This is a genomic window from Acutalibacter muris (assembly GCF_002201475.1).
GTDB classification, from domain to species: domain Bacteria; phylum Bacillota; class Clostridia; order Oscillospirales; family Acutalibacteraceae; genus Acutalibacter; species Acutalibacter muris.
On sequence record NZ_CP021422.1, the window covers coordinates 3069363 to 3086708 of the forward strand.

General features: G+C 57.3%; 19 protein-coding genes and 1 tRNA gene. 18 read left to right on the forward strand and 2 right to left on the reverse strand.

Translation table 11 applies throughout. The features are described 5' to 3' along the window. The first annotated feature begins 142 nt into the window (after positions 1 to 142). The 18 genes from ispF to ADH66_RS15735 all read left to right on the forward strand — a co-directional run bounded on the left by ispF (position 143) and on the right by ADH66_RS15735 (position 14713). The gene (ispF, locus tag ADH66_RS15650) at positions 143 to 1324 is read left to right on the forward strand and encodes a 2-C-methyl-D-erythritol 2,4-cyclodiphosphate synthase (RefSeq protein WP_066538906.1); all 1182 of its coding nucleotides are present in this window, start codon (positions 143 to 145) and stop codon (positions 1322 to 1324) included. A gap of 35 nt (positions 1325 to 1359) precedes the next feature. Further along, positions 1360 to 2676, forward strand: a complete 1317-nt coding sequence (locus ADH66_RS15655) for an alpha-L-fucosidase (protein ID WP_066538905.1) — start codon at positions 1360 to 1362, stop codon at positions 2674 to 2676. After that, positions 2676 to 4496 carry a transglutaminase-like domain-containing protein gene (locus tag ADH66_RS15660; protein ID WP_066538904.1) on the forward strand — a complete coding sequence of 607 codons (1821 nt, stop codon included), beginning with the start codon at positions 2676 to 2678 and terminating at the stop codon, positions 4494 to 4496. The genes ADH66_RS15655 and ADH66_RS15660 overlap by 1 nt, the downstream gene beginning before the upstream one ends. 20 nt (positions 4497 to 4516) lie before the next feature. Further along, entirely contained in the window at positions 4517 to 5041 is a 525-nt protein-coding gene (locus ADH66_RS15665; RefSeq protein ID WP_066538902.1) for a nitroreductase family protein, read from the forward strand. A gap of 141 nt (positions 5042 to 5182) precedes the next feature. Beyond that, positions 5183 to 6610: an ABC transporter substrate-binding protein gene (locus ADH66_RS15670; RefSeq protein WP_066538900.1), complete on the forward strand. Its 1428-nt coding sequence runs from the start codon at positions 5183 to 5185 to the stop codon at positions 6608 to 6610. Next, complete coding sequence (gene thyX, locus ADH66_RS15675) at positions 6607 to 7377, forward strand: FAD-dependent thymidylate synthase (protein ID WP_066538899.1); 771 nt, start codon at positions 6607 to 6609, stop codon at positions 7375 to 7377. Before ADH66_RS15670 ends, thyX begins: the two co-directional genes overlap by 4 nt. Then, the gene (locus tag ADH66_RS15680; RefSeq protein WP_066538898.1) at positions 7374 to 7988 is read left to right on the forward strand and encodes an RpiB/LacA/LacB family sugar-phosphate isomerase; all 615 of its coding nucleotides are present in this window, start codon (positions 7374 to 7376) and stop codon (positions 7986 to 7988) included. Before thyX ends, ADH66_RS15680 begins: the two co-directional genes overlap by 4 nt. After that, the gene (locus tag ADH66_RS15685; RefSeq protein WP_066538897.1) at positions 7979 to 8626 is read left to right on the forward strand and encodes a dTMP kinase; all 648 of its coding nucleotides are present in this window, start codon (positions 7979 to 7981) and stop codon (positions 8624 to 8626) included. The genes ADH66_RS15680 and ADH66_RS15685 overlap by 10 nt, the downstream gene beginning before the upstream one ends. Positions 8627 to 8649: 23 nt before the next feature. Beyond that, positions 8650 to 9195: a DJ-1 family glyoxalase III gene (locus ADH66_RS15690; protein WP_066538896.1), complete on the forward strand. Its 546-nt coding sequence runs from the start codon at positions 8650 to 8652 to the stop codon at positions 9193 to 9195. A gap of 20 nt (positions 9196 to 9215) precedes the next feature. Further along, positions 9216 to 10565, forward strand: coding sequence for an endolytic transglycosylase MltG (mltG, locus tag ADH66_RS15695; RefSeq protein ID WP_066538894.1), 1350 nt, complete (start codon positions 9216 to 9218; stop codon positions 10563 to 10565). After that, positions 10562 to 11797: a peptidase U32 family protein gene (locus tag ADH66_RS15700; protein ID WP_066538892.1), complete on the forward strand. Its 1236-nt coding sequence runs from the start codon at positions 10562 to 10564 to the stop codon at positions 11795 to 11797. Before mltG ends, ADH66_RS15700 begins: the two co-directional genes overlap by 4 nt. Before the next feature lie 130 nt (positions 11798 to 11927). Beyond that, positions 11928 to 12362, forward strand: a complete 435-nt coding sequence (locus ADH66_RS15705) for a helix-turn-helix transcriptional regulator (RefSeq protein WP_066538890.1) — start codon at positions 11928 to 11930, stop codon at positions 12360 to 12362. Positions 12363 to 12699: 337 nt separating this feature from the next. Beyond that, a tRNA-Arg gene (locus tag ADH66_RS15710) sits at positions 12700 to 12776 on the forward strand. Positions 12777 to 12846: 70 nt separating this feature from the next. Next, a complete protein-coding gene (locus ADH66_RS15715; protein WP_066538888.1) occupies positions 12847 to 13119 on the forward strand; it encodes a hypothetical protein in 273 nt (90 codons plus the stop codon). Beyond that, a complete protein-coding gene (locus tag ADH66_RS15720) occupies positions 13103 to 13381 on the forward strand; it encodes a DUF4160 domain-containing protein (protein ID WP_066538887.1) in 279 nt (92 codons plus the stop codon). Before ADH66_RS15715 ends, ADH66_RS15720 begins: the two co-directional genes overlap by 17 nt. 122 nt (positions 13382 to 13503) lie before the next feature. Further along, positions 13504 to 13929 carry a hypothetical protein gene (locus ADH66_RS15725; RefSeq protein WP_066538886.1) on the forward strand — a complete coding sequence of 142 codons (426 nt, stop codon included), beginning with the start codon at positions 13504 to 13506 and terminating at the stop codon, positions 13927 to 13929. Between the two features lie 5 nt (positions 13930 to 13934). Then, positions 13935 to 14153 carry a hypothetical protein gene (locus ADH66_RS15730; RefSeq protein ID WP_066538885.1) on the forward strand — a complete coding sequence of 73 codons (219 nt, stop codon included), beginning with the start codon at positions 13935 to 13937 and terminating at the stop codon, positions 14151 to 14153. Further along, positions 14138 to 14713, forward strand: a complete 576-nt coding sequence (locus ADH66_RS15735; RefSeq protein ID WP_084384426.1) for an aminoglycoside phosphotransferase family protein — start codon at positions 14138 to 14140, stop codon at positions 14711 to 14713. Before ADH66_RS15730 ends, ADH66_RS15735 begins: the two co-directional genes overlap by 16 nt. Before the next feature lie 132 nt (positions 14714 to 14845). Here the strand turns inward: ADH66_RS15735 and ADH66_RS15740 are convergent, their stop codons facing one another. Both ADH66_RS15740 and ADH66_RS15745 read right to left on the reverse strand, forming a co-directional pair. Further along, positions 14846 to 16027, reverse strand: a complete 1182-nt coding sequence (locus ADH66_RS15740) for a tyrosine-type recombinase/integrase (protein ID WP_066538876.1) — start codon at positions 16025 to 16027, stop codon at positions 14846 to 14848. 149 nt (positions 16028 to 16176) lie between these two features. Next, positions 16177 to 17334 (reverse strand): tyrosine-type recombinase/integrase, encoded by a 1158-nt coding sequence (locus tag ADH66_RS15745; RefSeq protein WP_066538874.1) that lies wholly within the window; start codon positions 17332 to 17334, stop codon positions 16177 to 16179. Positions 17335 to 17346 lie beyond the last annotated feature (12 nt).

Here is a 17346-nt window from a genome sequence, read left to right on the forward strand (position 1 = left end):
AGGGATATAATAGCATATACTCCGGGGACAAATCAATGGGTTTTGCAAAAATAGGGAAATAAAGCGGGAAAATATTAAAAGACAGGTAGAAAAATCCGGGAGGATATGCTATAGTAAACACGAGAGAAAGGGGGCGGGTCCAATGAACGAGAGCTTTGCCGCGGTGCTGGCGGCGGGGGGTGCCTCCTCCCGCATGGGAACGGGCCGCTCCAAGGTCCTTCTGGAACTTTCCGGCGAGCCGGTGCTTTTGAAAAGCCTGCGCGCCCTTTTGGAATGCGGCTATATCGAAGAAGTATGCATAGTCTGCCGGGAGGAGGACATGGAGGAGATATCCCGGCTGGCCCTCAGGCTAAACGCCGGCTCGGGCAAGGAGATATGCTTCGCCCCGGCGGGCAGGGACCGCCAGGAGTCGGTGTATAACGGCGTGCAGGCCCTTACGGAGGACTGCGGCTACCTTGTATTCCACGACGCGGCCCGGCCCTTTATAAGCCCGGAGCTGATAGCCGCCGTGTGCAAAGACGCACTGAGCTTCGGCGCGGCCACAGCTGCGGTGCCCTCAAAGGACACCTGCAAGCTCTCCGACGGCGGCGGCTTCGTGGACAGCACCCCGCCCCGGGACCGGCTCATGGCCGTGCAGACCCCCCAAGCCTTTAAAAAGGAGCTCTATCTGTATGCTCTCGAAAAGGCGCGGGTAAAGGGCCTGAGCTATACAGACGACTGCCAGCTCATAGAGGCGGCGGGGGGCCGGGTAAAGCTCACCCCCGGGGACTACAAAAATTTCAAGCTCACCACGCCCGAGGACCTTATACTGGCCCGGGCTCTGGCGGGAGACAGGAGAGAAGCTATGCGCATTGGAAGCGGCTATGACGTGCACAGGCTCGTGCCGGACAGGAGGTTGATACTCGGCGGCGTGGAGGTGCCCTATGAGCTGGGGCTTTTGGGCCACTCGGACGCGGACGTGCTGGCCCACGCCATCTCGGACGCGATACTGGGGGCGGCGGCCCTGGGGGACATCGGAAAGCTGTTCCCGGACAGCGACCCGGAGTATGAGGGGGCGGACAGCCTTAAGCTGCTGGAAAAGGTATGCGCCCGGGTCCGGCAGGCGGGTTTTGATATTGGGAACCTCGACAGCACCGTGATAGCCCAGCGGCCGAAGCTTGCGCCCTATATTGACCGTATGCGGGAGAACCTCGCCGCCGCCTGTGGGGTTGATGTAAGCCGGGTCAGCGTAAAGGCCACGACGGAGGAGGGCCTGGGCTTCACCGGCAGCGGAGAGGGGATAGCGGCCAGCGCGGTGTGCCTGCTGGAGGCCTTACTTAAATAATAACAAATAAATTAACGGATGAAGGAGCAAAAACCATGTATCAATTCAACCGCAAAGAGTACGAAGAAAGAATGAAGTGGTATCAGGAGGCCCGCTTCGGTATGTTCCTCCACTGGGGCATCTACGCCCTCCCCGCCCGGGGCGAATGGGTCAGGAGCCCCGAGGAAATGCCCGAGGAGGAGTACCTGCAGTATTTCGAGGAGTTTGACCCCGTGGACTACGACCCCAGGCAGTGGGCGAAGGCGGCCAAGGAGGCCGGCATGAAGTACGCCGTGCTCACCGCCAAGCATCACGATGGCTTCTGCCTTTTCGACAGCGCCCTGACGGACTTCAAGTCCACCAACACCAAATGCGGCCGGGACCTGGTGCGGGAGTACCTGGACGCTTTCAGGGCCGAGGGGCTGAAGGTGGGGCTGTACTACTCCCTGCTGGACTGGCACCACCCGGACTATCCCCACTACGGAGACCAGCACCACCCCATGAGAAATAACCCCAAGGAGAGCAACGAGGGCCGGGACTTTAATAAGTACCTTGAGTACCTGCACGGCCAGGTGCGGGAGCTGTGCACCAACTATGGCAGGCTGGACGTGCTGTGGTTCGACTTCTCCTATGGCGAAGGCGAGAGATGTATGCGCGGCGAGACCTGGAGGGCCCACGAGCTGGTGACCATGGTGCGCGGGCTTCAGCCCGGCATAATCATCGACAACCGCCTGGAGGTCAGCGGCGAGGGCTTCGGCTCCATGTACGAGGGGGACCCAAAGCCCTGGCACGGGGACTTTGTAAGCCCCGAGCAGATAATCCCGCCGGGCGGCCTGCTGGACAAGAACGGCAACGACCTCATCTGGGAGGCCTGCGTCACCATGAACAACAACTGGGGCTACTGCGCCCTTGACAATAACTTCAAGCCCGCCGGTATGCTCATAAAGAAGCTGGTGGAGTGCGTCTCAAAGGGCGGCAACCTGCTTCTGAACGTGGGGCCGGACGCAAAGGGCAACATCCCCGACCAGTCCCTGGAGATACTGGCCGGTATCGGCAGGTGGATGAAAAAGAACGGCGAGAGCATCTATGGGTGCGGCAAGGCCGGCATGGAGAAGCCGGAGGTGGGCAGGATAACACGGCGGGGCAATACCCTCTACTACCACCTGTTCGAGAACACCATCGGGGCCATGCCCTTGCAGGGGCTCTCCAAAGAGCAGGTGAAATCCGTGCGCTGGGTCCACTCCGGGGCGGAGATAAAGATAGCGAAGGGCTGGGTATATGACAACTACCCGGACATAGTCTTCGCGGACCTGGGCCCGGACCCGGTGCTGCCGGACCCGGTGGATACCGTCATAAGGGTGGAGCTTAAATAATGACGGAAAACTACTACAGACACATCATAAGCGTCCTGCCAAAATACGACCTGGAGGACTATCCCCCGGAGCTCTTCATGCGTTTTGCGGAGCACGGGGCCCTGCTCAGAAGGGACTGGCCCTGGTGCCGGGAGCTTTCAGAGGAGATGTTCCTCTCCTGGGTGCTCTGCCCCCGGGTGAACAACGAGGAGCTCTCCGACTGCCGGGAGCTGTTCTATAAGGAGCTGGCCCCAAGGGTAAAGGATTTAAGCCTGACAGAAGCGATACTCGAAGCAAACCGCTGGTGCGCCGAAAACGTTACCTACCGCTCCACGGACATACGCACGGCCTCGGCCCTGTCGGTATACGAGAGCGGCTGCGGCCGCTGCGGCGAGGAATCCATGTTCGCGGTAAACGCCCTGAGGAGCATCGGCGTCGCTGCCCGGCAGGTGTACGCCCCCTGGTGGTCTCACTGTGACGACAACCACGCCTGGGTGGAGGCCTACGACGGCAATAGCTGGCGCTTTCTGGGAGCCTGCGAGCCCGAGCCCCGGCCGGACCTGGGCTGGTTTCTCCCGGCGGCGGGCCGGGCCATGCTCTGCCACGCCAAGTGCTTTGTGGGCGATAACGAGGACTGGGAGCGGCTGCTGCCCGGGGAGGACCTGCGGGAGGTGGACCTGCGGGAGGGCGTGGCGTACATCAGCGTCACCCAAAGATATGCAAAGGTAAGGCCCTTTACGGTTCACATAACCGACGCAGCGGGCAACAGCCTGACAGGGGCTATCGTTGAGTATTACGTACTTAACGAGGGCCTTTTGAGGAAGATAGCCGAGCGCACTACTGACAGCGGGGGGAAAGCCGTTATGAGCCTTGGCCTTGGCAGCCTTTGGGTAACTGCCCGGCAGGGGAATATGTCCGCCGAGTTCCTTGTAAACACGGCGGAGACCGGCACCGTGGAGCTCTCTCTGCCCCAGAGGGACTCTGTTCCCGCCAGCTTCGACTTCCTCCCCCCCGAAGGCAGCAGTGTAAAGCCCCTTGCCTTATCAGAACCCGAAAGGCTCAAGCGGCAGAAGGCCCTAAACCGCGCGAAGGAGCTCTACGACAGCCACCACCCCGGCGGCGGCTCTGTGCCAAAGAAGCCCAGGCTATGGCCCTGGGAGCGTTTCCCGGCCGGGGAAGTGCCCGAGCTCTGGCAGGACGGCTCTGCCCACGATACAAGCGGCCCGGTGGGAAAGCTCACCCTGTGCCGTGGCCAGGGCAAGGGCGCGGTGGGGCTCATGCGCTGGAAGGAGGGCTGGTGGGCCGTCACAATGCCCCCCGGCACTGAAGCCGAACTGCCTGCGGGAAAATACCGGCTCATCACCTCCGTCCGCCTGCCAAGCGGAGCCCAGCTGGGAAGGCTTACGGATTTCACCCTGGCCCCTGACGAGCCCACAGAGCTGGCCGTGAGTTTCCGCAAGGCCAGTCCCAACGACCTGCTGCAAAAGCTCCCCCTGCCCGACCCGGGCTTCAGCTTCCGGGGCCCCGCGCTCCTGTGCTGGATAGACCCGGGGGCCGAGCCCACAGAGCACCTTTTAAACGAGCTGAAAGCTTTTGGAGAATTTCCCTGTCCTATACACTTTATCTGCCGCCAGCCAAAGGCGGCTTTCGGCCCCGGCATAACCCCCCACCCCTGGGAGGAATACGCCGCCGAGACCATGGCCCGGCGGCTGTTCCAGGAGCCGGGCCATCTGCCCCTGGCCGTGCTGGCTGATAAGGAGGGCTGTGCCCGCTTCGTCAGCGCTGGGTACAACGTGGGCCTTATTGAACTTGCCGCGGAGCTGTGCGGCCTTATCAAATAACCGAAGGAAAGGTATTTCATATGCAGAACGATACCCTGAACGTACTTAAGACCCGCCGGAGCGTCCGAAAATACAAGCCGGACCAGGTGGACCCCGAAACCCTTGACGCCATTTTAGAGGCCGGCACCTACGCCCCCAGCGGCATGGGCAAGCAGCCCTCGGTAATAGTGGCCGTGCAGAGCCCCGAGGACCGCAAGGCCGTCATGGAACTCAACAAAAAGGCCCGGGGCGGCAGCGGCGACCCCTACTACGGCGCGCCCACCATCGTGCTGGTGCTGGCGGACAGCAATATCACCGGCACCTTTGTGGAGGACGGCTCCTGCGTGCTCAACACCATGATGGCGGCGGCCCACTCCCTGGGGGTCAGCTCCTGCTGGATACACGGCGAGCACCTGATGTTCGACCTGCCCGAGGGCAAGGCCCTGCTGAAAAAATGGGGCCTTCCCGAGGACCTGCGGGGCGTGGGCTCCCTGGCCCTGGGCTACGCGGAGGGCCAGCCTCCCCAGCCGAAGCCCCGAAAAGAGGGCTATATAAAAATTGTATAAATCATGAACTGACGGTAAATTTCCGGGCCGCGGGAGAGATATTCGCTCCTGCGGCTTGTTTTTTTCCGCAAAAGCCGTTATAATAAGAGCAAACTGGAAAATTCCGGCCTTTTGGCTGAGTTGATAGAAAGGCGTGGTCATATGAAAAAAAGCCGGAGACTACAAGCGGGACTGCTGGGCGCGGCCCTGGCGGCGCTCCTGACCCTTGGGGGCTGCGGCCAGACGGAGCCCGTGGCGGCGGACGAGCCCCTGCTGCCAAAGAACGACGGTCGGCCCGCAAAGCTGACTGTAGCAATAGAGTCGCCCGAGGACATAGCCCTTATCAACACAAATGGGGCATTGGAGCGGGTGATGAAGGAGATAATCGCAAAATATCAGGCCGACTTCCCCGACACCGAGATAGAGCTCGTATACGACGCCCGGGGCGAGAAAATAGCCGCCGGGGGCGGGAACGCGCCGGATATCGAGCTGTTCACAGGCCAGGACCCCTATTATAAGCACAAGGAGCAGCTCCCCCGGAACACGGACTGGCTCCTGGACCTGACCCCCTACGAGGAGGCCTGGACCGACGAGGGCACCGTGTCGAACCCCGCAAGCCTTATAATGCGCTTTATGGGCGGGGACAATATCTACGCCCTCCCCTTTAGCTACGACCAGATAATGCTCTACTACCGCTGGGACTGGTTCCACGAGTACAATCTGGACTACAACGAGGAGGAGAAAGCGTCGGTAAACGTTTGGAACCGTTTTCTCGTGGCCGGGGAGAAGCTTGGTGACAAAGGGCGGCTGGCCATAGACAAGACCGTAAAGCCCTATCTCTTCGACGCCCTGCTCTGGAGCTGGGTGGGCCAGCGGCGCGTTGCCGACCCGGCCTTCGGGTACTACCAGCCCGATGGCAGCACCATCTTCACCCTGGAATCCGCCCAAAACGCCGCGGAGACCTACGAGCAGGTGCTGAAGCTGGATATGGGGGCGGAGGACCCCATAGGGGCCTTTATAGACGGCGAAGCCGGGATGTACCTGGGCACAGGCATGGATATGGTAAGGCTCAGCAAGGAGATGCCCGGAAAGGTGAACGAGGACTGGTACGCCGTGGGCCTGCCAAAGGGTATCGGCGGCAAGACAGCCCCCCTGCTGGGCTGGTCGGCCTGGGGGGTGAACAAGGACAGCCCGGAGCCGGAAAAGGCCGTGCATTTCCTCTGGTATATGACAAACGCGGATAATAACACCCATATGTATATGGAGCTCAAGGACTATGGCGTAAAGCCCCTCTACCGGGAGATAGAGGCCTATGAGCCCTCCCTGCTGGAGGGCGGCTGGTACGGCGAAACCGACCTTTTGAACACCCCCAGCTACCGTTACGCCAGCGCCCCGGTGGTCTTTGAGGAAAGCACCGGCGTAAATAACCCGGTCTTCTCCTCCCTTCTCAGCGGCCTTGAGAGCGGGGACGTCACAGCCGGAGAAATGCTGGTGGGGCTTGACAAGGAGTACGCAAGGCTTCTTGAGGAATACACCGCCGGGGGCGGCAAGCTGCCCTGGCAGACAGATAATACGGAGGGAAACCCATGAACGTAAAGCTTTTAGCTTATACGCCCGACCCCGAGCGCACCGTGGCCTGCGCCGCCAAGCTCTGCTACGCCGCCGCGGACATAGACACGGTGATGGAGGGCCTTACAGAGGAAAAGACCAGTTCCTTTATCAATATGCTCTCCGAACTGGGCCACGAGAGCCCCGTCGAGCACGCCAGCTTCACCTTCGGCATAGAGGGGGTGTCCCGGTCCCTGCTGGCACAGCTGACGCGCCACCGGCTGGCCTCCTACAGCGTCCAGAGCCAGCGGTATGTAAAGGAGTCCGCCTTTGAGTTTGTCCTGCCCCCGGAGATAGAAGCCATGCCCGAGACAAAGCGGGAGTTTTTATTAGCCATGGAGGAGGACCAGCGGCACTACGAGCGGCTGGCGGAGCTCTTGCAGCGAAAGCACGAAACCGAATTTTTAGCCCAGGGCCTGAGTGAAAAGGAAGCAAAGCGGAAAGCCGAGAAGAAGGCCATCGAGGACGCCCGCTTCGTCCTGCCCAACGCCTGCGCCACAAAGCTTATCTGCACCATGAACGCCCGGTCGCTCATGAACTTCTTCACCCACCGCTGCTGCAACAGGGCCCAGTGGGAGATACGGGCCCTTGCCGACGAAATGCTGCGACAGGTGAAGGCCGTGGCTCCGGACCTGTTCAAAAAGGCCGGCCCCCCCTGCCTAAGGGGCTCCTGCCCCGAGGGGAAAATGAGCTGCGGCAAAGCCAATGAAGTCCGGGAGCGTTTTGGCAAGATGGGGGCCGGAAAATGAAGGTCGGCGTGATACAGGCCTCCTCCCAGCGGGAGAAGAACCCCCTGATATACGACTGCACTAAAAAGGCCGCCGAACCCCACGGCCATACGGTGATAAACTTCGGGGTATTCCCGGAGGAGACAGAGAACTGGTCCTATGTGGAGACCGCCTTTCTATCAAGTCTCCTGCTCTCAAGCGGAGCGGTGGACTTCATAGTCACCGGCTGCTCCTCGGGCCAGGGGATGATGCTTGCCTGCAACAGTCTGCCCGGGGTCCTCTGCGGCTACCTGCCCACTCCCCAGGACGCGTTTCTGTTCGGCCGGATAAACGGCGGCAACGCGGCTTCACTGCCCCTGGGCCTGGGCTTCGGCTGGTGTGGGGAGATAAACCTACAGTGCACCCTTGAGAAGCTCTTTGACGGAGACTTCGGCGTGGGCTGGCCCCCGTCAGAGTCCGAACGCAAGCGCCGGGACACGGAGCTTTTAAAGGCGCTGAATACCGCCGGGAAAAGGCCACTGTCTGAAGGTCTGAAGCTGTACCCCGGAGAGCTTATAGAGAAAGCCAAAAGCCGGGAAAAGGTCATGGAATATATCAGGGAATTTGGAAAGGAGCCGGTCATATGGGCTTGATAGTTCTCGAGGGCCTGGACGGCAGCGGCAAGAGCACCCAGCTGCCCCTTTTGGAACAGGAGCTCCGGCGGCGGGGCCCGGTGCGCACGGTGTCCTTCCCCGACTACTCCTCCCCCTCCTCGGCCCTGGTGAAGATGTACCTTGGCGGCGAGTTCGGGGATAAGCCCGGGGACGTTAACGCCTACGCCGCCGGGGCGTTTTACGCCGTGGACCGCTACGCCAGCTTCAAAAAGGACTGGCAGCGGGACTATGAGAGCGGAGTGACGATACTTGCCGGGAGATATACCACCTCCAACATGATATACCAGATGGAGAAGCTGCCCCGGTCCCAGTGGGAGGGCTACATCTCCTGGGCAGAGGACTTTGAATATGAAAGGCTGGGTCTCCCCCGGCCCCAGCGGGTCATCTTTCTGGATATGCCCCTTGACGCGGCCCAGAAGCTGCTCTCAAAAAGGTACGGGGGACACGACGAGAAAAAGGACCTGCACGAGCGGGACCTGCGCTACCTCGAGAGCTGCGCCCAGTGCGCCAGATTCGCGGCAGAGAAGCTGGGCTGGCGGGCCATAGGGTGCGCAAGAGGGGCCAAACCCCTGAGTATAGAGGAGATACACCGCCGGGTGGTCTCCGCCCTTGATTAAAATATTAGGAAGGAGCAATATTTATGGTATACGTACTTTTAGCGGAGGGCTTCGAGCTGGTGGAGGCCATGGCCCCGGTGGACGTACTGCGTCGGGCGAAGGTGGAGGTCGAAACGGTGGGGGTCACCGGCAAAACGGTAAGCTCCTCCAACGGCGTGCCCATAACAGCCGACCTTGAGATATCGGAGACCACGGCTGACGGTCTGGACTGCGTTATCCTGCCCGGGGGGCTCCCGGGGACCCTGAACCTGGAAAAGTCCCCAAAAGTCCAGGAGCTCATAGATTTCTGCGCACGGGAGGGGAAACTCCTTGGAGCTATCTGCGCCGCGCCCTCCATACTGGCCCATAAGGGGCTCCTGAAGGGCCGGGAGGCCACCGCCTTCCCAAGTTTCCAGAAGGACGTCACAGAGGGCGGCGGAGAGCTCTCCGATAGCTTCGTAGTCCGGGACGGCCAGTTCATCACCGCCCGGGGCATGGGCGTGTCCACCCGGTTCGGGCTGGCCCTGGCGGCGGCGCTCACCACCCCGGAGACCGCCGCGGAGATACAGGCGGGCATACAGTTCGCCTAAGAAGGGGAGGTAACTAAGCTATGAACCAAAGACCACAGCAGCCGCAGCACAGAGGAGAGCCCCAGCGCGCGCCCCAACGCAGCAGCGCGGGCCCCCAGCAGGGCGGCCCACGCCCCGGAAACTTCCAGGTGAATATCGACCAGCGGGACCTGATGACCGGCCCCATAGAACAGCCCCGTGGAAGAAGACAGCCCGACTTGTATTCCGAGCCACCCTCCATGAAAAAGGCCCAGCTCACCGACAAGGAGCTGCGGGCGGAGAAGCGGGCCCATAAAAAGCGCAACCGTGTGAAGGCCCGGAAGAACAAGCGCATCTTCAAGATAATGTGGCTTTGCATGGTGCTGCTCATATCCTTCACCTTCGCCAGCTACCTTATCGGCGGCTCCAACGATTTCTTAGGCGCGGGCCGGCCCGAGGGCAAGGCCGACGTGACCATACCCGAGGGGGAGCTTACCGAGGACCAGCTGGCCGAAATACTCCACCAGGCGGGGATAATCAGCAAGCCGGAGTTTTTCAGTCTCTACTGCAAGATAAAAAAGAACATCGACAGCTTCAGCCCGGGCACTAGGCTTCAGGTGGACACCAATATGGACTACGAGGCTATTATTACCGCCCTTAAGGGCGGCAACGAGAGCCGGGAGATAGTCACCGTGGCCTTCCCCGAGGGCAGCACCGTTCTACAGATGGCAAACCTTTTGGAGGAGAACGAGGTCTGCACGGCCCAGGAGTTTTTGACAGAGGTGAACTCCGGGGATTACTCGGAGTATAAGGAGATAGCCGCCCTGGGTTCGGACACCGGCAATAAATACTATAAGCTGGAGGGCTACCTCTTCCCCGACACCTATGACTTCTATAAAGGCGAGGACCTGGAGGACGTGATAGGCAAGTTTCTGTGGAACTTCCATCAAAAGCTCTCGGGCCGGCTCCAGGAGAAGGTGGACGCCTCGGGCATGACCCTTGACCAGGTGGTGACCCTTGCCAGCATCATCCAGGCTGAAGCCGCCGGCACCACGGATATGTTCAACGTATCCGCCGTTCTCCACAACCGCCTGAACTTCGGCGGGGACTACGGCATATACAACCTGGAATGCGACTCCACCTCCTTCTATCCCTATAAGAACCAGCAGGAGATGGACCAGATGGGCGGCACCCTCAGCCACGGGGCCTATGACACCTATCAGGTCAGCGGCCTGCCCGCCGGAGCCATATGCAACCCCGGCCTGGACGCCCTAAACGCCGCTTTGAAGCCCAACGATTCCGGAGACGCGGCAAGGTACCTGTACTTCTGCCACTCGGCCGAGGGCGAGGCTTTCTATGCCACCAACGCCGACGACCACGAGTACAACAAGCAGCTGGCGGGGCTGGAATGATGAGGAAATCTGAACACGAGTTCAGGCCCAAGCCTGAACTCTTATCCCCGGCCGGGGATATGGAACGCTTAGAAGCCGCGGTGCGCTACGGCGCGGACGCGGTGTACCTTGCTGGCAAGGACTACGGTATGCGCGCCGCTCCGGGCAACTTCACCCGGGAGGAGCTTAAAAGGGCCGTAGAGCTCTGCCATAATAATGGGGTGCGGGTGCACGTAACCTGCAACACCCTGCCCAGAAACCACGAGCTCCGGGAACTGCCGGGCTTTCTCTCCTACTGTGCCGAAATAGGTGTGGACGCGCTGATAATCTGCGACCTGGGGGTTTTGAGCCTTGCCAGGGAATACGCCCCAGGTGTGGACCTGCACGTGTCCACCCAGACCGGCATAGTGAACTACGCCGCCGCCAAAGCCTGCTACGACCTGGGGGCAAGGCGGGTGGTGCTGGCGAGAGAGGTACCCCTCTCCGAGATAAAGGAGATAAGGGAAAATATCCCGGACGACCTGGAGCTGGAGGCCTTCGTCCACGGCAGTATGTGCGTCTCCTTCTCCGGGCGCTGTCTGCTGTCCAACTACATGACCGGCCGGGACGCAAACCGGGGCCAGTGCGCCCAGCCCTGCCGGTGGGAGTATTTTCTCACGGAAAAGCAGCGGCCGGAGCGGCACTTCTCCATCGTGGAGCGGGGGGACGGCACATACATCATGAACTCCAACGACCTGTGCATGATAGAGCATATCCCGGAGATGCTCGACGCGGGCATTTGCAGTCTGAAGATAGAGGGCCGTGCGAAGTCCGCCTACTACGTGGCCTGCGTCACCGCCGCTTACCGGCGGGCCATAGATTTCTTCTATGAGCACCCGGGAGAAAAGCTGCCCCCGGAGATACTTTCGGAGACGGAAAAGATAAGCCATAGAACCTATTCCCCCGGCTTCTACTTCGGCGGCGAGCCAGGCCAGACCACGGACTGCAGCCATTATACCCGGAACTACCAGGTGGCGGCGGTCTGCGCGGGCAGGTCCGGGGAGTACGTGCTCCTTCGACAACGCAACAAATTCCTAAGGGGCGCCGCCGTGGACGTGCTCCAGCCCGGCGAGGCCTTCACCGCAACGCTCACGGAGATATACAATGAGGACTTTGAGCCCCTTGAGAGCGCGCCCCACGCGGAGATGCCGGTCTACTGGAGGACTACGCTGCCCCTTGAGGAGGGGGCGTATATACGAATAAGGAGGGAATAGGCTTTAAACCAGTGAAGATAAGTCACATTATTATCTTTTCGCATTTTAGGTCTGGATTTTTTCTTGGGCTTGGTATATAATCATAATGTTCACATTTGCGAAAAGAAAAGCTTGGGAAGGGGGGGGCCGTATGAAAGAAATTGCATATGTTCCTGTACAGAATGAGGACTTGGCGACCAAGCTCAAGCGTTATCGTTTACAGGTGGGCTTCACACAAAAAAATGTGGCGGAGATACTGAATGTTTCCCGGTCTACCTATACTTATTATGAGCTGGGCAAAACCAGCCCCGACCCCGCCACGCTGAACCGTATCGCCAGACTGTTTGGTTTATCGGTGGAGGAGTTTTTTGAAGATGAGATGTTCTCCCAGGCCGATATGCTTTATGACTCCGGGGCCAAGCGTGTTTCAAAAAAAGTTAAGGCCGACCCGGAGAAGATAGGCGATCTTACCACCAGCGAGAAGTCCATCGTCGCGTTCCTGCGCGACAAGAGGATCTCCCCCGACGACGCCCTTGACGTATTAAAGGAACGCTTCAGCTCCGAAACGAAATGGCACAGTTATTGATCCTCGTTCCCCTATTCAAATAATTCACCGCCCTGCGACAGAAAGCGACAACTTTTTCGCTGGCGGTACTGTATAATGTGATAGCCTTGAAAATCACAGGCTTCAAAAAGCTGACTACCGCGGGTTTCGCGGTTGCCATAAATATGCGCTTGTAGCTCAGTTGGATAGAGTATTAGACTCCGACGTTTCAGGCCGGTTTAGTTGAGATAGGCCGGAAAGCCCAGTGTTTTGTAGGGCTGGCGGGGTCTTGAGAGAGAAAAAATTTCGCCGTTGACTACTGTTTGACCACTATTTTTACAAGGTTGACTACCGCGGGTTTCGCGGTTCTCATAAATATGCGCTTGTAGCTCAGTTGGATAGAGTATCAGACTCCGACTCTGAGGGCCGCTGGTTCGAATCCAGTCAAGCGCGCCAATAGTAAAAAGCCCTCGGTTTTCCGGGGGCTTTTGAAGTATTAGTAATCATTTGGCAGAGAGGTTTTGAAATGATGTATCCATTTCTTACGCTGGATGACGGGACGGAGATTGTTCACTCGGAGATGCTGCCGGACAGCCGGGTGAAAGTTTATATGGAGCGGGCGGACGAAAAGCTGGGGTTCCTTCATGCAACTTGCTTTTTGCCGGGATATGAGTGGGAAGATGTTTTCGGATTTTCCGAGACAGAAATGGAGCGGCTGCAGGATGTGATACGTTCTACAGCCCATTTGATTTTGCAGTTCTCGCAAGAGGGAGGCTTTGACCATGCCGCGGGTCTTTAAGGTCGGCTCTTATTGGGTATACTTTTGGGCAAATGAGAGCGGCCCTTTGGAGCCGATCCACGTTCATATCTGTATGGGAGCGCCCCAGGCCGGTGCCACAAAAGTATGGATCACGCAGGCTGGAAAATGTTACCTGTGTAATAACAATTCCCGCATACCGTCAACCACCCTCAACAATATAATGAAAGTGATTGAAGCACGTAGTCAAGAGATTATTGATAAGTGGGTTGCGTTTTTTTGCCAGGTACGGTTTTATTGTTGATTTCTCCTACGGTTGATGGAGAAAGAATTATACTGATAAAGACAAGAACGAAGTGCTTTGAGCAGCTGGGCGGCATGGCGAATATCGCTATACCAAAAATCACATTTAGAAAAGGGTATCATATGAAGATTGATAAATTCTCATATCATCTTGGTGTGGCTGACTGTTTTTGCGAGATGGTTCGGGCAGGGGTAAAGCGCATAGCGCTGTCCCATCCCTGTGATTCTCAGGAGGAGCGGGATAGCTTTCTGCCGGAATTTGATAAGCTGTGTGAGAAGTATGGGGTGCATTACTACGTTGAAAATGCAGCATTTCTTACCGACCTCTTTCCTCTATCGCTGAATCAGGGCAAATTCAATGTGATTTTCTACCAGGATGAATCCGCTTTGCAGGAATATCTCGATTTGAAAGCAGAGAAAGAAAGGGCAATCGCTGCTGGTACTTATGCAGAGTGCCGCAAGGATATAGCCCGGCGGTACGGCAAGCTGCTTTCGTACACGGATGAGGGGATCCAGCGTCTGCTGGACGCAAACCCGGACAAGGAGTAGGGCCAATGTTATTCAACGAGCCCATCCATAATTGGAACGAATGGGGTGCAATATTTCAATCGACGAAGGCGTTCACCCCGCTGGCAGAAGAAATTTTCCGCCGTGAGGGGCTGACATTTTCAGAGTTAAATAATCTGACTCCCGGAACGAACGCGGTCTTTCACACGGGGGATCATGTGGTAAAAATATTTGCCCCCGCGAGTCTAGCATGGATTCGCAGTTAGACTATTCCAACGAGGCCGCTGTTTGTGAGGCACTGACCTGCTGGGGGATATCCACGCCCCGCCTGATCGCCCATGGGATGATACAGGATACCTACCTTTTCTACTACATCATTACCGAATACTGCCCCGGCGAGTTGGCTGGGCCATGGCTGGAATGTGCCAGCCCCAGCCAATTGGAGGGCTTTATCCGGCAGCTCAAAGAGCTCCTCCAGACCATGCACCGCCCGGCACAAGGTTTGATTCCACCGATGGATTTGTTGAAACGGGCCTTGGAAAATCCGCGCCTGGAACGTCTGCCAGTCAGCTTACGCGATGAGATGACAGACCGTGCGGAAAGGCTGGATTTGACAAACACTGTGCTGGTACATGGCGATCTGACCGGAGAAAATATCCTGATTGGAGCGAACGACCAGCCCATCATAATCGACTGCGCCGACTCCTGTCCGGCCCCTGGTGGTATGAGTTGGCCCCGCTGGTCTTTGAGCTTTTCCACTGCCGCGGGGATCTGCTGCGGCTGTTCACGGACGCCGATCCAGAGATATTCACAGAACAAATCATAGACGCTGTATGCGTCCATGATTTCGGGGCGAATATGCTGTTGGATACAGCTGTCCGGGAAGGGAGCCCATGCTTTTTGCATTTAGCAGAGGTGAAAGATTTTTTGATGGACAGGATGTGCGGTTGCATTTGAGTTATATATCAAGGCTTTCCTGCAAAACCGCGCTGGCAGCTTTCTTTTTATCATCGAAGGCGTGGGTGTAGATATCCAGCGTAGTGGACACCTGGGAGTGGCCGAGTAAACCTGACACCGTAGCTACATCGGCTCCGCCTGCTATCATCAAGCTGGCTGCGGTGTGACGAAGGCTGTGGACGTTTAGGTTGGATGGCAAGCCATGCTTTTTCAATATCAGCTTGAACCGCCAAGTAAAACTGCTGGGGGTCATAGGCAATTCCATCCCATGCCTGCGGAAAATATAGTCGTCAGCGGACAGCTTTCGTTCGTCATAGGTTTCAGTTTCCTGCTCGCAGAATTTGCGATACTCTTTGAGGAGGCTTGCCATCTCAGGGGAGAAGTAGACGTAACGGTCACCCGAAGCGGTTTTGGGTTCTTTGACAATTATATCCTCACCTGTGACTTTGACCACGTTCCGGCAGATATGGATGGACTTCTCTTTGAAGTTCAAATCGCACCATTTCAAGCCACAGCACTCGCCCCGGCGCATACCAGTGGCTATAATCAGCTTGAAATAAGTTTCGTACTTGATGCTTTCTTCTTCCAGCGCGGCAATGAGTTTCTGAGTAGTTTCCTCATCCGCCACGTTTTGCTTTTTCTTCTTTTTGCCAGCATATTTATAGGTACGCCACGCTGGATTATGCGACAAAAAGCCGCCCTCCATCGCATCGGAGAGGATGCCACACAAGCAAGCGTGGACACCCTCTATAGTGCATTCGGAGAGCGGCTTTCCGGTAATAGAATTCTTTTGCTTACGAAGTTCAGCGTACAAATTGCGGAAATGTTCAGGCTTGAGGTCGGTCAGCTTGTAGCCGCCCAGGTGCGGCATGAAGCGGTCAATGTCCTGCTTGTCACGGGCTAGGGTGGATTTTGCCAGCTTATTCGGAGCAATTTCCCGCAGCCACATCTCGGTATAAGCTGCGAGAGTGATGGTTTTATCAACCGCTTTGAGTGGCTCGTTTCGGCACTGGCGCTCGAAGAGTGCGGCTTCCTCCTCGAGCCACTTTTCTTTGGCCTTTGGCGTTAGGCCATCGGGTGGATGAACGGTTTTCTGCTGGGGCTTGCGGCGTTTGCCATCGAAATCATAGCCCATGGACACGACCAGCAAGTAGCTGTTTCCTCGCTTACGAATGCTCGCCATACTGTCAACCTGCTTTCTGTTGTGATTTGCCCTGTTGAGGCAACCTCACAATACCACACCCTTTTGCGGAAGTCCAGCGGCAGATTCACTTTCTACTACACCAACAAAATGTGTGAGCTATGGCTGTTGGTATGTCCATCATTTTGTTGCTAGGCACTGTGGAGCAAGGCGTTGGTCATTACCTGCGCTGCCTGATTCTTCAGTTCCATTTGAGGGTGACAGTAGGTTCGCTCCAGGAATGATGTATCAGCATGACCAGCTAACTCTGCAACCGTTTGCTTATCCACGCCGTGGTGGAGCAGAGTGCTGACAAAAAGATGCCTTAAAGTGTGCAGGTGGAAGTTATCCGGGAAGCCGTTCCGCTTAAAAATCTTCCGCAGATGTTTTGTAAATGTATCTGGATGAATGAACGTCCCGTGCTCATCCGTAAACATGTATGGGCTGTGTTCTGCGCCAACGGAGTCCTCATCACGCCGTTTGATGTAGTAGTAACTTTGCAAAAACGACGTAATATCCTCATCAATGGCAATGGTGCGGCTGCGGCCATTTTTCGTGGGCCCCTCCTGCACACCGTCACCGGCAACGATACTCCGGGAGCGGCTGACGGTCAAGATGGAACGATAATCGTCCAAAACGAAATCGTCCCAGCGTAAAGCACACAGCTCACCTCGGCGGCATCCGGTATAAATTGCCAGCAGATAGAAGGTCTTATACACTTCTGGTTCGTCCAATAGGGCAAGAATAAACTGCTGCGCCTGTTCCTCGGTGGGGATAAATTGTTGGCGCTTTTCAGTGTCGGGCAGGTCGATCATATGGGCTGGATTCTTTGGGATAATCTCGTTGCGCTTGGCGTCGCTCAGCACCGCTGACACTACCGTCAAATATTTTTGCACCGTGGCCTCCTGCACAGGCTTGCCGTGATTACTGCGCTTGCGAAGTTCCACCAGCATATTTTCCAGCGCGATAGGTCGCAGCTTGTTTAGCTTGATAGCACCGATGAACGGGTAAGTCACTTTCAACATTCGCCGGTAGCTTGCGATGGTACCCGCCGCGTACTTCACCTGCCTGTCCAGCCAACGGAGAGAGTATTCCTCAAAAGTCATCTCGGTATCCTCGCAAAAGCCTTGCTTAATGGTACGTTCCATCTCCTCGGCGGCATGGACAACGTACTGTCGGATACCACGCTTACCTATGCTGTCCGGCACAGAAATGGTCTTTGCCTTTGAAATCTTCCGTCCATCCGGGCGGTAACCATTGCTGACAGTAATTTTGAATTTACGCTCGTCTAACTGCTTGATACTTGCCAATAAAATTCCCCC

What these genes read in the sequence shown, in the direction of transcription:
- ispF (WP_066538906.1), top strand. Translation starts at nt 143, where the DNA reads ATGAACGAGAGCTTTGCCGCGGTGCTGGCGGCGGGGGGTGCCTCCTCC.
- ADH66_RS15655 (WP_066538905.1), top strand. Translation starts at nt 1,360, where the DNA reads ATGTATCAATTCAACCGCAAAGAGTACGAAGAAAGAATGAAGTGGTAT.
- ADH66_RS15660 (WP_066538904.1), top strand. Translation starts at nt 2,676, where the DNA reads ATGACGGAAAACTACTACAGACACATCATAAGCGTCCTGCCAAAATAC.
- ADH66_RS15665 (WP_066538902.1), top strand. Translation starts at nt 4,517, where the DNA reads ATGCAGAACGATACCCTGAACGTACTTAAGACCCGCCGGAGCGTCCGA.
- ADH66_RS15670 (WP_066538900.1), top strand. Translation starts at nt 5,183, where the DNA reads ATGAAAAAAAGCCGGAGACTACAAGCGGGACTGCTGGGCGCGGCCCTG.
- thyX (WP_066538899.1), top strand. Translation starts at nt 6,607, where the DNA reads ATGAACGTAAAGCTTTTAGCTTATACGCCCGACCCCGAGCGCACCGTG.
- ADH66_RS15680 (WP_066538898.1), top strand. Translation starts at nt 7,374, where the DNA reads ATGAAGGTCGGCGTGATACAGGCCTCCTCCCAGCGGGAGAAGAACCCC.
- ADH66_RS15685 (WP_066538897.1), top strand. Translation starts at nt 7,979, where the DNA reads ATGGGCTTGATAGTTCTCGAGGGCCTGGACGGCAGCGGCAAGAGCACC.
- ADH66_RS15690 (WP_066538896.1), top strand. Translation starts at nt 8,650, where the DNA reads ATGGTATACGTACTTTTAGCGGAGGGCTTCGAGCTGGTGGAGGCCATG.
- mltG (WP_066538894.1), top strand. Translation starts at nt 9,216, where the DNA reads ATGAACCAAAGACCACAGCAGCCGCAGCACAGAGGAGAGCCCCAGCGC.
- ADH66_RS15700 (WP_066538892.1), top strand. Translation starts at nt 10,562, where the DNA reads ATGATGAGGAAATCTGAACACGAGTTCAGGCCCAAGCCTGAACTCTTA.
- ADH66_RS15705 (WP_066538890.1), top strand. Translation starts at nt 11,928, where the DNA reads ATGAAAGAAATTGCATATGTTCCTGTACAGAATGAGGACTTGGCGACC.
- ADH66_RS15715 (WP_066538888.1), top strand. Translation starts at nt 12,847, where the DNA reads ATGATGTATCCATTTCTTACGCTGGATGACGGGACGGAGATTGTTCAC.
- ADH66_RS15720 (WP_066538887.1), top strand. Translation starts at nt 13,103, where the DNA reads ATGCCGCGGGTCTTTAAGGTCGGCTCTTATTGGGTATACTTTTGGGCA.
- ADH66_RS15725 (WP_066538886.1), top strand. Translation starts at nt 13,504, where the DNA reads ATGAAGATTGATAAATTCTCATATCATCTTGGTGTGGCTGACTGTTTT.
- ADH66_RS15730 (WP_066538885.1), top strand. Translation starts at nt 13,935, where the DNA reads ATGTTATTCAACGAGCCCATCCATAATTGGAACGAATGGGGTGCAATA.
- ADH66_RS15735 (WP_084384426.1), top strand. Translation starts at nt 14,138, where the DNA reads ATGGATTCGCAGTTAGACTATTCCAACGAGGCCGCTGTTTGTGAGGCA.
- ADH66_RS15740 (WP_066538876.1), bottom strand. Translation starts at nt 16,027, where the DNA reads ATGGCGAGCATTCGTAAGCGAGGAAACAGCTACTTGCTGGTCGTGTCC.